Origin of the sequence: Gordonia soli NBRC 108243 (assembly GCF_000334455.1) — a bacterium.
GTDB lineage: Bacteria > Actinomycetota > Actinomycetes > Mycobacteriales > Mycobacteriaceae > Gordonia > Gordonia soli.
The window spans coordinates 20,711-35,526 of sequence record NZ_BANX01000004.1 but is presented as its reverse complement, the minus strand read 5'-3'; the positions used below and the strand labels follow the sequence as shown (position 1 = coordinate 35,526).

14 protein-coding genes are annotated in these 14,816 nt (G+C 65.4%); 5 read left to right on the top strand and 9 right to left on the bottom strand.

The window, feature by feature from the left end; translation table 11 throughout:
- Both trxA and GS4_RS02895 read left to right on the top strand, forming a co-directional pair.
- Complete coding sequence (gene trxA, locus GS4_RS02900) at window positions 1-339, top strand: thioredoxin (RefSeq protein ID WP_007617303.1); 339 nt, start codon at window positions 1-3, stop codon at window positions 337-339.
- Window positions 340-521: 182 nt separating this feature from the next.
- Window positions 522-1,697, top strand: coding sequence for an N-acetylmuramoyl-L-alanine amidase (locus tag GS4_RS02895; RefSeq protein WP_040509349.1), 1,176 nt, complete (start codon window positions 522-524; stop codon window positions 1,695-1,697).
- A gap of 120 nt (window positions 1,698-1,817) precedes the next feature.
- Here GS4_RS02895 and GS4_RS02890 read toward each other — a convergent pair whose 3' ends face one another.
- The 9 genes from GS4_RS02890 to rpmH form a co-directional block, all read right to left on the bottom strand.
- Window positions 1,818-2,789 carry a hypothetical protein gene (locus tag GS4_RS02890; RefSeq protein ID WP_007617299.1) on the bottom strand — a complete coding sequence of 324 codons (972 nt, stop codon included), beginning with the start codon at window positions 2,787-2,789 and terminating at the stop codon, window positions 1,818-1,820.
- Between the two features lie 134 nt (window positions 2,790-2,923).
- Window positions 2,924-3,997, bottom strand: a complete 1,074-nt coding sequence (locus GS4_RS02885; protein WP_007617297.1) for a ParB/RepB/Spo0J family partition protein — start codon at window positions 3,995-3,997, stop codon at window positions 2,924-2,926.
- Between the two features lie 61 nt (window positions 3,998-4,058).
- Complete coding sequence (locus GS4_RS02880) at window positions 4,059-5,009, bottom strand: ParA family protein (protein WP_007617295.1); 951 nt, start codon at window positions 5,007-5,009, stop codon at window positions 4,059-4,061.
- Window positions 5,010-5,159: 150 nt separating this feature from the next.
- The gene (rsmG, locus tag GS4_RS02875) at window positions 5,160-5,954 is read right to left on the bottom strand and encodes a 16S rRNA (guanine(527)-N(7))-methyltransferase RsmG (RefSeq protein WP_040509364.1); all 795 of its coding nucleotides are present in this window, start codon (window positions 5,952-5,954) and stop codon (window positions 5,160-5,162) included.
- Window positions 5,955-6,737: 783 nt separating this feature from the next.
- The gene (locus tag GS4_RS02870; protein WP_083862623.1) at window positions 6,738-7,457 is read right to left on the bottom strand and encodes a Jag family protein; all 720 of its coding nucleotides are present in this window, start codon (window positions 7,455-7,457) and stop codon (window positions 6,738-6,740) included.
- Window positions 7,458-7,509: 52 nt separating this feature from the next.
- Entirely contained in the window at window positions 7,510-8,802 is a 1,293-nt protein-coding gene (gene yidC / locus GS4_RS02865) for a membrane protein insertase YidC (RefSeq protein ID WP_007617289.1), read from the bottom strand.
- Window positions 8,803-8,809: 7 nt separating this feature from the next.
- The gene (gene yidD, locus GS4_RS24690; RefSeq protein ID WP_007617286.1) at window positions 8,810-9,199 is read right to left on the bottom strand and encodes a membrane protein insertion efficiency factor YidD; all 390 of its coding nucleotides are present in this window, start codon (window positions 9,197-9,199) and stop codon (window positions 8,810-8,812) included.
- Window positions 9,196-9,651: a ribonuclease P protein component gene (rnpA, locus tag GS4_RS02855; protein ID WP_007617284.1), complete on the bottom strand. Its 456-nt coding sequence runs from the start codon at window positions 9,649-9,651 to the stop codon at window positions 9,196-9,198. The genes yidD and rnpA overlap by 4 nt, the downstream gene beginning before the upstream one ends.
- 49 nt (window positions 9,652-9,700) lie before the next feature.
- The gene (gene rpmH / locus GS4_RS25065) at window positions 9,701-9,844 is read right to left on the bottom strand and encodes a 50S ribosomal protein L34 (RefSeq protein WP_007617282.1); all 144 of its coding nucleotides are present in this window, start codon (window positions 9,842-9,844) and stop codon (window positions 9,701-9,703) included.
- Window positions 9,845-10,370: 526 nt separating this feature from the next.
- On the opposite strand from rpmH, the gene dnaA reads away from it, so the two are divergent.
- The 3 genes from dnaA (at window position 10,371) to gnd (ending at window position 14,814) form a co-directional block, all read left to right on the top strand.
- Window positions 10,371-11,885 (top strand): chromosomal replication initiator protein DnaA, encoded by a 1,515-nt coding sequence (gene dnaA / locus GS4_RS02850; protein ID WP_007617281.1) that lies wholly within the window; start codon window positions 10,371-10,373, stop codon window positions 11,883-11,885.
- Window positions 11,886-12,641: 756 nt separating this feature from the next.
- Entirely contained in the window at window positions 12,642-13,823 is a 1,182-nt protein-coding gene (gene dnaN, locus GS4_RS02845; RefSeq protein WP_007617280.1) for a DNA polymerase III subunit beta, read from the top strand.
- Window positions 13,824-13,890: 67 nt separating this feature from the next.
- Window positions 13,891-14,814 carry a phosphogluconate dehydrogenase (NAD(+)-dependent, decarboxylating) gene (gene gnd / locus GS4_RS02840; protein ID WP_007617279.1) on the top strand — a complete coding sequence of 308 codons (924 nt, stop codon included), beginning with the start codon at window positions 13,891-13,893 and terminating at the stop codon, window positions 14,812-14,814.
- Window positions 14,815-14,816 lie beyond the last annotated feature (2 nt).

Here is a 14,816-nt window from a genome sequence, read left to right as displayed (position 1 = left end):
ATGGGAGCACACACCGTGCCCGTCACCGATTCGACCTTCAAGGAGCAGGTACTCGGCTCCGAGAAGCCGGTGCTCGTCGACTTCTGGGCCACCTGGTGCGGACCGTGCAAGATGGTCGCCCCGGTGCTCGAGGAGATCGCACGTGACCATGGCGACAAGCTGACGATCGCCAAGGTCGACGTCGACGAGAACCCGTCGATCGCGCGCGACTTCCAGATCATGTCGATCCCGACGCTGATCCTGTTCGAGAACGGACAGCCGACCAAGACCATCGTCGGCGCCAAGGGCAAGGCGGCTCTGCTGCGCGAGCTCGACACCGTGGTTGGCACCAGCGCCTGACATCTCCACGACGACGGCACCCGACAACCCGGGTGCCGTCGTTGTCGCAGGTGAGCACTCCGACGCGCGCCGTCATTTGGCGCTGTGGTGGAGGACCTGCGAGAATGCAGCTTGGTCTGAGACAGACGGGCGCGTTGTGGCGCCCCGAGCCGGCTGCTCGCAGCCGGTATGAGGAGTTGACGATGCCACTGTTCCGACATGGGGATCACGGCTCCGCGGTCGCCGAGATTCGGAACATTTTGGTTTCTCGCGGCCTTCTCGAAGCGCACCACTCCAATGGGTTCGGCAACGGATCCCACGGATGGACGCCGCCCGAGGCCGTGTTCGACGACGCCTGCGATCGCGCAGTCCGCGCCTTCCAGCAGGAGCGCGGTCTGATCGTCGACGGAATTGTCGGTCCGGCCACCTACCGGTCGCTGCGAGAAGCCTCGTACCAGCTCGGTGCCCGTGTCCTGCTGTATCGCCTCTCGGCGCCGATGGTCGGCGACGACGTCGCGACCCTGCAGAACCGGCTGCAGAACCTCGGGTACTACACCGGACTGGTAGACGGCACGTTCGGCGACACCACCCACACCGCGGTCTGTCTGTACCAAACGGAGTTCGGACTCTCCTCGGACGGGATCTGTGGCCCCGCCACGCTGCGCTCCCTCGAGCGCCTCGGCACCCGTGTGACCGGTGGTTCGCCGTACGCGATCCGCCAGCAAGAGCACGTCCGACGGTCCGGACCGCAGTTGTCGGGCAAGCGCATCCTCATCGATCCCGGTAGCGGCGGGATCCACGAACTCTCGCTGCGCGGTGATCCCGATCTCGAGTCGGAGATCCTGTGGGACATCGGTGCCCGGCTCGAGGGTCGGATGGCGGCTGCCGGCATGGAGACCTTCTTGTCGCATGACGGTCGCGGTCGTCCCTCCGATGACGAGCGAGCACGCGTCGCCAACCTCATCGACGCGGACCTGATGATCTCGCTCCGTAGCGCGCATTACCCGAACGACCGCGCAAACGGCGTGGCCTCGTTCTACTTCGGTAATTCACACGGCTCGTTCTCGACCATCGGCCGGGATCTCGCCGGGTTCATCCAGCGCGAGATCGCCGCACGCACGCCGCTCACCGACTGCCGAACCCATGAGCGCACGTGGGATGTCTTGCGACTCACCAGGATGCCGGTCGCCCTGATCGATCTGGGCTACTTCACCAACCCGAACGACATCGAGATCCTGCGGGATCCGCGGTGGCGCGACACCATCGCAGAAGCGATCCTCGTCGCGGTGAAACGCCTGTACCTGCTCGGCGAGAACGACCGTCCGACCGGCACGTACACCTTCGCCGATCTGCTCGCGGCCGAGCAGCCGTCGCGCTGACCCGCCGAGAGTTCAGAGCCCGCCGAGAGTTCAGAGCCCGCCGAGAGTTCAGAGCCCGTCGAGAGTTCAGAGCCCGCCGCCGGTCGAAAGATCGGCGAGCGGAAACGGCTGTCGGCGGTGTCAGTCCGACGATCGGTGGTTCGGGTTCGAGTCAACTCCGTCAGCCGTGAATCCCGTTGCCCGGCAGCGATGTGCGTGAGCGGACGCGACCGGCACCGGCGTCGTCCGCTCACGACCGGCCAGATCGATCGCCGCCATCACCACCAGCTTCTCCAGTGCGTTCTCGACCGCCGACTTCCATCCGAGGCCGGAGTCGAGTTCCAATCGGAACCGCGGGAAGCGCGGATGCGATGCGACGAGGTCGAATCCGGAGTCCTTGAGGAAGTCGGCATCGATCATGCACAGCGTGCAGAGATCGGGGATGTCGGACCCCAACAGATCGCGGGTCACCTCGGCGATCGCCTCGTCGGACCAGAAGCTGGTCGATGATCCGAAGTCCGGATCATCGCCGAATTCACGATCGCTGATCTGGTCGACGGCATCGCCGAGTCGTGCAGAACCATCGTCGGCGCCGGCAGCGGGCGGCGAAGAGGCTGTGCGAGGACCGTCGTCGGATCCATCGCTGGCGTCATCCGCGGGCCCGGAGCCGCGAACGATTCCGAAGGCCTCGATCGCGCGAACGCCGCGTCGGATGAGATCGGCGACGACAGCGTCGAGCAGAACTGAGCGCGCGTCGTCGAATCCGGGTTCCGTGCGCAAAGCCGTCAGCAGGATGGCATCGGCGCTCACCGGAGAGGTCGGGAACAGACGAGACCGCGGGACGCGGAGCGGGGGAGCGTAGAACGCGGAACCGACGACAGAACCGGTCGACGACTCGACCGCGGTCTGCGCGCACGTACCCCAGTCGAGCAGCAGTCCGGAGATCCACACCTCTTTGTCGAACTCGCTCTCGAAACTCCCCAGGTCTCCGTAGTCGGGGCCACCCCCGGCGCTCAGCGTCGCCGGATCCACTTCCCAGAAGACGCATCGACGGGTGTGAGCCGGCAACGAGTCAAATCCGTCGAGATCGAGTCGTGAGATCGCGAAGCTCATCGCAACCACCCGTGTCGCGTGGTCATCGCATCACGAGAATCGGTGCAGCGCAACGCTTTACCCGTTCTCATCGCTCGCCTCGCCACTCCGTTGTCACAGTGACGTTTCTTCTGTGTACACGTGGATCACTATTTTCACGCCTTTTTCGAACCCCTTGGGTCGATCACGCCGACGATCCGCTCGAGGTCGTCTACCGAGCCGAACTCGACGACGATCTTGCCCTTCCGCTTGCCGAGACTCACCGTCACACGGGTGTCCAGACTGTCGGAGAGCCGCTCCGCGACGTCCTGCAGACCGGGCATCTGCATCGGCTTGCGACGCGGCGCGGTCGGCGTCGGACCACGGCCGCCGTCATCGTCCCGATTGGCGAGGGTCACCGCCTCCTCGGTCGCGCGGACCGACATGCCCTCAGCCACGATCCGCGCCGCAAGAGCTTCTTGCGCATCGGAGCCCGTCTCGAGGGAGAGGAGCGCGCGCGCATGACCGGCCGAGAGCACGCCGGCAGCGACTCGGCGTTGCACCGGAATCGGAAGCTTGAGGAGACGGATCATGTTGGTGATCAGCGGCCGTGAACGCCCCAGTCGAGCAGCGAGCTGCTCGTGGGTGACGCCGAACTCGTCGAGCAACTGTTGATATGCAGCTGCCTCTTCGAGCGGATTCAGTTGAGCGCGGTGGATGTTCTCGAGAAGCGCGTCGCGCAGCATGTCGGCGTCGGCGGTCTCGCGCACGATGGCCGGGATGACCGTGAGTCCGGCCTCCTGGCTCGCTCGCCACCGTCGCTCGCCCATGACGAGCTGGTAGTTGACCCCGGTCGGGGTCGGCTCCGACAACCGACGTACGACGATCGGCTGCATGAGCCCGAACTCGGAGATCGAATGCACCAGCTCCGACATCGCCTCCTCGTCGAAGACGGAGCGAGGCTGATGCGGGTTCGGTTGGATCTCTGCTGGCGGGATCTCGCGGTAGACGGCACCGAACTCATCGGTGCCGTCGGGGGTCGAGGTGCCCGACGGGGCCGGAACAGGAGTCCGCTCACCGGGGGAGCTCGGCGGCTGACCGGTGCCGATCACGACATCTGCGGCCGCTGCACCCATGCGCGGTGTGCCGGTCGGCTGGTCTTGACCTTCGGGGGGACCGGTCGGAATCAGTGCCGCCAATCCACGACCGAGACCGCCCCGCCGCTGGGCTGCGGTGTCACGCTGACTCACTTCTGTCCTCTCGATGACGACTGTTCACGGAACGGGTCGGAGCGGAGATCGAATCGATGCATCAGCTCACCGCCCGCACAGCGAGTTCACGCGCCGCATCGAGATAGCTCATCGAGCCACGCGACCCAGGGTCGTATTCGATGATCGTCATCCCGAATCCGGGCGCCTCCGAGACCTTCACGCTGCGCGGGATGATGGTCGAGAGCACCTTCTCGCCGAAGTGTCGGCGGACCTCTTCGGCGACTTGATCAGCCAGCTTCGTACGCCCGTCGTACATCGTCAGTACAACAGTCGAGACATGCAGCGCCGGGTTCAGATGAGCCTGGACGAGCTCGATATTGCGCAGCAGCTGACCCACACCCTCCAGTGCGTAGTACTCGCACTGGATCGGGATCAGCACCTCTCGCGCGGCGACCATCGCGTTGACGGTGAGCAGTCCGAGGGATGGCGGGCAGTCAATGAAGACGTAGTCGATCCCGTACTCGTTCAGCGTCTCTTCCTGAAGCGCATTGCGGAGACGGTTCTCGCGGGCAACCAGGGAGACGAGTTCGATCTCGGCGCCGGCAAGATCGAGGGTTGCGGGCACACAGTAGAGCCGATCATGATTCGGACTGTTCTGGATCGCATCGCGGAGGGGGACCTCGTCGAGCAACATCTCGTACACCGAGTTGATCCCCTCGGCCCGATGGTCGATACCGAGTGCGGTGCTGGCATTGCCCTGCGGATCGAGATCGATTACGAGGACACCCAGACCACGGAGCGCGAGACCGGCGGCAAGATTCACCGCCGTCGTGGTCTTTCCGACGCCACCCTTCTGGTTGGCAACCGTGAGGATCCGTGTGTGCGGGGGCCGGGGGAGTTGACCGGCACCGCCAGGGGTCAACACCTGACTCGCCCGTGCCGCTGCCGCAGCGATCGGGGTGTCGTCGTAGGTGACCGGCTCGGCCGGCTCCAGAGGTCGGGGGCCGTCGGTCGTGGTTTCACGTGAAACCGACGGATTCTCATCAACCACTCTGGAACTCCTTCGCCCGACCTTGTATCCATCCGTGGAGGCGACTTCTGCTCTCTCGCCGGTCACGGTCGGCGTCGCAATCGTCGTTCGATCGCGACCACCATCGCGTTGTCCATTCTGCGCCTTGCGAGCACGCCACACCAATTCACGTCACCCTTCACGCTTGCTCTGCAACGACTCTGACCCGTCATCCTTGGACGCGCGGCCACGACGACGCGATCCACCCGATGAGGCCGTACCGGAACCACCTCCAGATCGTCTCCGGGACGCTGCTCCACGCGAGGGTCGACCGGTCTCACGACGCTCGCCCACGATGATCGTCGTCGGCTGCTCCAGGAGACTGACTCCGCACTGACGGGTTGCGAGATCAGCCAGTCCGGTCCGACCCACCACCGCCCGGTGTTCCTCGATCTCTTGCGGGGCACTCGCCCCCTTGATGGCCACCAGTTGGCCACCGACACGAATCAGGGGAGCGGACCACTTGGCCAGACGGTCGAGTGGTGCCACCGCGCGGGAAGTGACCACGTCTGCGAGTCCGATCGTCGCACGAACTTCGGCCTCCTCTGCACGCCCGCGAACAACGGTGGCGGCAAGTCCGAGCTCGTCCACGACGCGGCTCAAGAACTCGCTCCTACGCAGCAGCGGCTCCAGGAGAGTGATCGACAGGTCAGGTCGGGCAATGGCCAACGGGATGCCCGGGAGTCCAGCACCGCTACCGACGTCGGTGACCGACAGTTCTGAATCGATTGCCTCTCCGATGACAGCGCAATTGAGTACGTGACGATCCCAGAGCCGAGGTACTTCGCGCGGACCGATCAGTCCGAGTCGCACTCCGTCGTCGGCAAGGATGTCGCGGTATCGAACCGCGAGCTCGAGTCGATCCCCGAACACGCGCGTCGCGGACGGCGGGGGAGTGGTGGGCGGCTCGTCGTTGGCTTCAGGCATCGGGTCCTGATCGGACACAGGTGTTGGCTCCTCGAGTATTCGTGATGGGCCTCCCGGCAGAACACCGCCGCGGACTGGTACCCAGTGTTTCACGTGAAACAGGTCTGGCGAGGGTGACGTGGCGTCTGTGGTGGAGCTGATCGTCGACGCTCAGGCTAAGTGGGTCACCCGCGCCGGGGCAGGCTCCGCTCTCTGATGTCGGCGGGTGTCGGACCTTGCTTCACGTGGAACAGAGCCGATGAGGACGGGGGTGTATGCGAGGGATGTTTCACGTGAAACACGCACCTGACACTCCGCCACCCGAAGACGCGTCCCGTCGTACGGCAGGCGAGGCATAGACGCGAGCGGATGCTCTCCGCCTAGCGACAGCCGGGCCAGCGCGTCACCAGGATCGACGTTTCACGTGAAACATCACCGACCGGACTGCGATTGTCGCGCAGCCGAGCGGCACGGGCGCGCGGGAGAGACGCGCCCGTCCAGCACGGCACAGCGCAATGTTTCACGTGAAACACAGCTATGTAATTCACCGTCGGCGACCGACAGTCGGCGACCACTTGGCTCGACCGGCTCCAACACGGCCCGGCCTCGCCGGTACCCAGGCGAACCCGGGAAGGGGATCGGCCCGACCTTCGCATGCGCCGAGGCACCCGGTCGAGGCGCCGCCAGGGCGAGAACCCGCAAGTACAAGCTGGAGCCGAGCGCGAACATTCAAAAGGCCCGCGGATAGGAAAGAGCCCCGGGGTATCAACCCCGGGGCTCTCCGACAGTTCGTGGCCGCCAGCGTCAGCTCGGCAACACCACCACGCGACGACGCGGCTCGGCGCCCTCGCTCTCACTCTCGACTCCATCGACCGCAGCGACGGCGTCGTGAACGATCTTGCGCTCGAAGGGCGTCATCGGGTCGAGCGCCTCACGCGTGCCGGACTCGAGGACACGCTGAGCGACCTCCGCGCCTAGCCGCGCGAGGCGATCCCGACGGTCCGAACGCCAGCGGGCGATGTCCAGCATCAGTCGACTGCGGTCGCCGGTCGCCTGCTGCACTGCGAGACGGGTCAGCTCTTGGAGCGCGTCCAGCACCTCACCCTTGCGCCCGACGAGCTTGGTCAGATCGTCGCCGCCGTCGATGCTGACGATTGCACGGTCTCCGTCGACGTCCAGATCGATGTCGCCGTCGAAGTCGAGTACATCGAGCAACTGCTCGAGGTAGTCACCGGCGATCTCGCCCTCTTCGACCAGACGATCCTCGTCGGACTCATCGTCATCCGAGTCATCGTCATCCGAGTCATCGTCATCCGAGTCATCGGCCGCTGCGTCGTTCTCATCCGCATCGTCGGCCGGCTCGGTGGCGGGGGAGTCCGACGCCTCGCTCGGCTCGGTCGCCTCAGCCTTGTCGCCGACCGTCTCGGTCGTAGCACCCTCCGCGGTCACCGACTCCGACGCTGCCTCTGCTGCGGCGCCTTCGCCGACCGTGGCGTCATCCTGCGCCGTGGTCTCTGCTGTCATCTCACATCCACCTCACTCTGGTGTTCACAAAAGTCTCTGTGCGGTGGCCGACCTACCGTCGGCCACCCTTCCGCCCGCCGCGTTTGCCGCCGCGATTCGAGTTGTTGGGTCGCCCACCGGGCCCCTTGTTCTTGCCGGCTGCTGCCGCGCTGGTGCTCTTCTGTCCCGACGCCGCCGATCCGCTGGCGCCGCCTGAACCACCAGCACCAGAACCGTTCGACGACGTTTTCGCCGCCTGGTCATCGGAAGCCTTCGTCTCCGCGGCTTTACCCGAGCCAGACTTCGCAGATGCCTTCTTGGCCGGGGTTCCGCCCTTACCTCCGGTGCCATTCGAGTCCACATCCGACGACTCGTCACCGTCGACGACGCTTCCGTCCACCACGGCATCGGATGCGCCGCCCGCAGCGGCGGAACCACGCTTGTCGCGCTTCGGCTTGGCACCCGGCTTGGGGGCATTCGCCTTCAGCTTCTCCTGCTTCTCCACGCGCGCCGCTTCCTCTTCCTTGGCGATGCGGCCGAAGACGAGGTGCTGCTGACCGTACGTCCAGATGTTGTTGCTCATCCAGTACAGAAGGATCGCGACGGGGAAGAACGGGCCGGTCACGAGAATGCCCAGCGGGAAGATGTAGAGCGCCAGCATGTTCATCATGCGGGTCTGGGGGTTCTCCAGCGCAGCCTCCGGCTGGCGCGAGACCGACGCGCGGGAGTTCATGTGCGTGGCGATCGACGCGATGATCATCATCGGGATCACCACGATGATGATCTGGGTCCGGGTGAAGTCGATGGGGGAGCCCGGCTCGACGAACGCCTGGAACTCGGTGACCGGCTCGGTGATGAACGACGACAGCGGGACGCCGAAGAGTCGTGCGTCGAGGAAGTTCTGGACCAGCTCCGGGCTGAACGCATAGTTGCCGACGGCGCGCGTCTGCTCGGGCGACATACCGAGCTGTCCGATACCGGTTGCCATGCGGTTGAACGAGCGCAGCACATGAAAGAGACCGATGAACACCGGGATCTGCAGCAGCATCGGGAGGCACCCGAGGAGCGGGTTGAACCCGTGCTCCTTCTGCAGCTTCTGCATCTCCTCGGTCATCTTGACCCGATCCTTGGCGTACTTCTTCCGGATCGCCTGGAGCTGCGGGTTGATCTCCTGCATCTTCTTCGTGGTGCGGATCTGCTTCACGAAGGGCTTGTAGAGAATGGCGCGCAGGGTGAACACCAGGAACACCACCGACAGTGCCCAGGCGACGCCGCTTCCGCCCGGGGAGTCCGGGAGGATGTGGCTGAACACCCAGTGCCAGACCCACATGATCCAGGACACCGGGTAGTAGATGAAGTTGAGCACGGCTCAGTTACCCCTTACTGCTGTCAGTGCAGAGTGATTCGGTTCTCGTCTCGCCGACCACCGCAACGGATGATCCATCCGTCGGTGCCTCGGAGATCACGTTCTCTGGATGCTCGGCCGAGCCTCGACGTTCGGGCACCGGGTCGTAGCCGGGCTTGTGCCACGGTCCGCACTTCAGGAGTCGGTACACCGAGAGCAAACCGCCGCGGAAAAAGCCGTGCACGGTCAAAGCCTCCACCGCATATGCCGAGCAGGTCGGCTCGAACCGACATGTCGGTAGACGCATCGGCGAGACCCAGGTGCGGTACAGCTCGATCAGGAACACCACCGATCGGCGGGGCAACAAGTAGAGGAGATGGCCTGCCGTGCTCGTCCGGTCGGACGGTGTGGTGGTCATGAACGGACCTCGCGGGAGTCGCCGGCCCACACCACGGCCGCTTCGCTCGCCGAGACGTCGTCCGCGTGTGCACGGATCCGTCGATGGGCGAAGGCCTGCCGCAGCTGATCGGCCAGATCGGTACTACTGGTCTCTGCCGCCGAAGGTCGGGCGCGCAACACGACCATCGTCGATGGTGTCGGCGCCGAGGACGACGCGTCGGCGAAGGCGTGTCGGAGACGACGGGAGACCCGATGCCGGACCACGGCGTTGCCGACGCTCTTGGAGACGATGACGCCCAACCACGGGCCGCCGACCGAGTCGACTGCTGCCCGACGGCCGGCGGGATCAGGCCACGACGCGGGCACGACCATCACGTGGACGGTCAGATCCCGCGTCGATACGCGCACTCCCGTCTTGAGGGTGCGTTGGAATTCGGATCTGTGTGAGATCCGGTGCCGGGATGCCACCATCGATCGAAGCCGCGGGCGACAGTACGCCGACCGCTCGTCGAATCGAGACTCAGGCGGTGAGCTTTTCGCGGCCCTTGCGACGGCGACCGTTCACGATGGCACGACCGGCACGCGTACGCATACGCAGACGGAAGCCGTGCACGCGTGCGCGACGACGGTTGTTGGGCTGGAAAGTCCGCTTCCCCTTGGCCACGGTGACTCCTTGTGCTCTTCGGGCAGGACACGCGTTTGCACACGTGACCCACCCCTTGTAGGTGGTCTGTTGTTCCGGGGGCGGTGCCGAGCTGATGCCGGTTGGATGAGACGACGCACGTCCAGGATTCGAGAGAGAATCCACCATGGACGACGCCGGACACCACGCAAATCCGCGTACCTGGATGACCAGTCGAGACTACTGAGTGCCGGTGTTCAAATCAAACGAGCGATCGTGCCGGTACGCTCATCCCTGGAGAGCGCATCGCGCGTCGACCCGATCATCCAATCCTGCTGATGCAATCCAGCGGATTCGTTGTCGGACAGTCTGCACTCTGTTAGCTTCTCCGAAGAGCACATTCAGTGGGCCCGATCGTCGTGTCGCGCGCCCCGGGCTTCTGACCCATCATCTGTACACAGCTGTGGATAAGCGTGTGGACAACTCGTCTCGGAGTGCGTCATGGTTGTCACCTGGGCAGATCCCGCCCGATGGTCGCTGGTAGTTTTCCGGGCAGGAGGGCAATCCCGTGACTTCTGATCGTGCTTCATTCGGCGAGGTGTGGAACCAGGTCGTCGCCGAACTCAACGACGACGCGGCCGCCGTCGACCACGAACCACTCACCCGTCAGCAAAAGGCCTGGTTGTCGCTTGTGCAACCGCTGACGCTGGCCGAAGGGTTCGCGCTGCTGACCGTGCCGACGCCACTGGTCCAGGAGCAGATCGAACGCACCCTCCGCGACACGATCCGATCCGCCCTCGGCAGACACCTCGGCCAGTCGGTCGACCTCGGGGTCCGGATCGCGACACCACCAGTGGATGAGGATCCGGTTCCATCCACACCGCGACCCCATCACGCCGATGTCATCGAACGTCCGGCTGCCGCCTATCAAGCTGCCGAGATCCCGGTCACCGCCCCGGTCCAGCGACCCACTCGACCCGCCGGTGGCGATCCCGCCGCCGACTGGTCGTCGTACTTCGCGGAGCGTCCGTCGACCGCCCCGGCTGCATCCGCGGCGAGTCTCAACCCGAAGTACACGTTCGACACCTTCGTCATCGGAGCCTCGAACCGATTCGCCCACGCATCTGCGGTCGCGGTCGCGGAGGCTCCCGCCCGGGCCTACAACCCGCTCTTCATCTGGGGCGAATCCGGTCTGGGTAAGACCCACCTGCTGCACGCCGCCGGCCACTACGCACAGCGGCTCTTCCCGGGGATGCGCGTCAAGTACGTGTCCACCGAGGAGTTCACCAACGACTTCATCAACTCGCTGCGTGACGACCGTCGGGTCGCCTTCAAGCGCCGCTATCGCGACGTCGACGTCCTGCTCGTCGACGACATCCAGTTCCTCGTGGGCAAAGAAGGTATCCAGGAGGAGTTCTTCCATACCTTCAACACCCTGCACAACGCCAGCAAGCAGATCGTGGTTTCCTCCGATCGTCCACCGAAACAGCTTGCGACACTGGAAGATCGGCTCCGCACACGATTCGAGTGGGGTCTGATCACCGACGTCCAGCCGCCGGATCTGGAGACGCGTATCGCGATCCTCAGCAAGAAGGCACAGATGGACAACATCGCCGTGCCGGACGACGTGCTCGAGCTGATCGCATCGAAGATCGAACGCAACATCCGCGAGCTCGAGGGCGCCCTCATCCGCGTCACGGCCTTCGCATCGCTGAACAACACGGGACTCGACCGCGCCCTCGCCGAGATCGTCCTACAGGCCCTGCTGCCCGACTCCGGGACACTCGAGGTCAGCGCGGCCAGCATCCTGGCGATCACGGCCGAGTACTTCGACATCTCGGTCGACGAGCTGCGTGGCCCGGGCAAGACCCGATCCATCGCCCAGGCTCGGCAGATCTCCATGTACCTGTGCCGCGAGCTGACCGACCTGTCGCTGCCGAAGATCGGCGAGACCTTCGACCGCGACCACACCACCGTCATGTACGCGGAGAAGAAGATCCGTAAAGAGATGGCCGAGCGGCGCAAGGTATACGACCACGTGCAGGAACTCACCGCCCGCATCAAGCAGCGCGCGGTGAACTGACCTTCGGCATCTTGATCGGTGGCTACACCGTGACCGCACCCACCACGACTGCGCTCCAACCGTGTCGTACGTCCACGGCACCGCCGATACCCACAGCTTCTGACGAAGGCCCCGAGGTTCCCCCCTCCGGGGCCTTCGTCATCTCACTCAGCGCTCGTCCGGTCGTGGAGATGATCGACATCGGCCGGTCATCTCCACGTCCACTTCTCACCGACCCTCGATGTCGACACGAGAGTTGTGATTCATGTTCTCGACGCCCGCAGACCGGGATCCGAGGCAGATCTGGTGGATCACATCTTGTGGACAGACTTCGGGATAACCCGGGCAGATCTGTGTACCGAACGTGCACGGATGTCGAACAGAACACCAACGACACACAACCTGGGTCGTCGATGCCGATGTAGTGCACGTCTGATCCACATCTCGCCGACACCCGTGACCCGCAGACTTGTACGTTCGTCCACAGATTCCACAGGCCCTACTACTTCCATGAATCTCTCTCTAGGGATCCTCTCTTGAAAGAAGGGATGTGCACAGACCTCGTTCTCCGACGCTTCCGAGCCGGCACGTCACTCCCGGTCGGAGTTCCCCCCAACCCGTCCCCGCACCGGTGCGGCGTTCTACAGTGGAATTCCCCGAACGCGAACCGTCGTCGGAGCCGGTCGGTGCGCCGACCCCCGACCACGCCGCGTCGGCCCGAGCATCGCTTGACGAGCATCGCCTGAGCAGCAGAGCAGAGAAGGGCAACCACCCAGCATGAAGTTCCGTGTCGCGCGTGACGAGTTCGCCGATTCCGTCGCCTGGGTGGCCCGAAGTCTGCCGTCCCGGCCGCCGGTGCCGGTCCTCGGTTGTGTGGTCCTGACCGTCGGCGACGGTGCATCCGGTGGAGACGGGTTGACGGTCTCCGGCTTCGACTACGAGGTCTCGGCGCAGGAGTCCATCGCCGCCGAGGTCGCCGAGCCCGGCAAGGTGCTGGTCTCGGGCCGTCTGCTCGCCGACATCACCAAGGCGCTGCCCGCCAAGCCCGTCGACGTCACGCTCGACGGGTCACGCGTCGCGATCTCCTGCGGTAGCGCCAAGTTCTCGTTGCCGACGATGCCGGTCGAGGACTATCCCCAGCTGCCCGACGTCCCGTCGGTCACCGGCACCATCCCCTCACAGCTGTTCGCCGAGGCGATCTCGCAGGTCGCCGTCGCCGCCGGCCGTGACGACACGCTGCCGATGTTGACCGGTGTGCGCGTCGAGATCGAGGGATCCTCGGTGGTGCTCGCCGCCACCGACCGGTTCCGCCTCGCGGTGCGCGAACTCCAGTGGGAGCCGGGCGACCCCGACACCTCCGGTGCGGTTCTGGTGCCGGCCAAGACGTTGTCGGAGAGCGCCAAGACCGCCGGCGGCGAGGGTGGCGCCATCTCGCTCGCCTTCGGCGCCGGATCCGCGATCGGCGGCGACGGCATCCTGGGCATCCTCGGCGCCACCAAGCGCACCACGACCCGGCTGCTCGACGCCGAGTTCCCGAAGTTCCGTCAGTTGTTGCCGGCCAGTCACACCGCGATCGCCACCATCGAGAGCGCACCGCTGATCGAGGCGATCAAGCGCGTCGCCCTGGTCGCCGAGCGTGGTGCGCAGGTGCGGATGCAGTTCGGCGACGGCTCGGTGCTGTTGACCGCGGGCGGCGACGAGGCGGGCAAGGCCGAAGAAGAGCTGCCCGTGCAGTTCCAGGGTGAGCCGTTGACCATTGCGTTCAATCCCGGCTACCTGCAGGACGGCTTGTCGGCCATCAACTCCGGCTCGGTTGACTTCGGGTTCACCACCCCCAGCCGGCCCGCCGTGCTGCGGCCGTCCAGCGGCGAGGATCCGGTGGCCGACGAGTCCGGTGCTTTCGTGGCCCCGGCCAGCGCTTTCAGTTACCTGTTGATGCCGGTGCGCCTGCCCGGCTGATCGCCGACTCCTCGGGTCGAGCCCGATCCGGAGATCTCGAATCGCCATCACGTCGAAGGGACGCGGCATGCAACTCGGACTGGTCGGACTGGGCAAGATGGGCGCCAACATGCGCACGCGGATCAGCGAGGCAGGCCATGAGGTGGTCGGTTTCGACCCCCGGCCCGAGGTCTCCGATGTCGCCAGTCTCGCCGATCTCGTCGGAGCACTGCAGGCGCCCCGGACCGTCTGGGTGATGGTGCCCTCCGGGGAGCCGACCCGTTCCACGGTGGCATCGCTCGCCGAGTTGCTCGAACCGGGCGACACCGTGATCGACGGCGGCAACTCCCGCTACACCGACGATGCCGTTCACGCGAAGGCGTTGGGCGACAAAGGGATCGGCTACATCGATTGCGGTGTCTCCGGTGGCGTGTGGGGCCTGAAGAACGGATACGGCCTGATGGTCGGCGGATCCGATGCCGACGTCGAGCGCGCGTTGCCGATCTTCGATGCACTCCGTCCGCCGGGTGACCGGGCCGACGGATTCGTCCACGCCGGCCCGGTCGGTGCCGGTCATTACGCGAAGATGGTGCACAACGGCGTCGAGTACGGATTGATGCACGCGTACGGCGAGGGGTACGAACTCCTCGCTGCCGAGCCGCTGATCGCCGACGTCGAGGGCACGCTCCGCGCATGGACCCAGGGCACCGTCGTGCGGTCGTGGCTGCTCGAGCTGCTGGTACGCGCGCTGCAGGAGGATCCGGGTCTGTCCGAGATCTCCGACTACACCACCGATTCCGGTGAGGGGCGCTGGACGGTCGAGGAGGCGATCCGCCACTCGGTCCCGGCCAACGTCATCTCCGCCGCGCTCTTCGCGCGCTTCGCCTCCCGACAGGACTCCGGCTCGCCCGCACTGAAAGCGGTTTCGGCACTGCGTAACCAGTTCGGCGGACACTCGGTGCGTGACTCGGCAGGCCGAAGTGTCGGCGAGACCGGTTCGCCGCCCGCCTGATC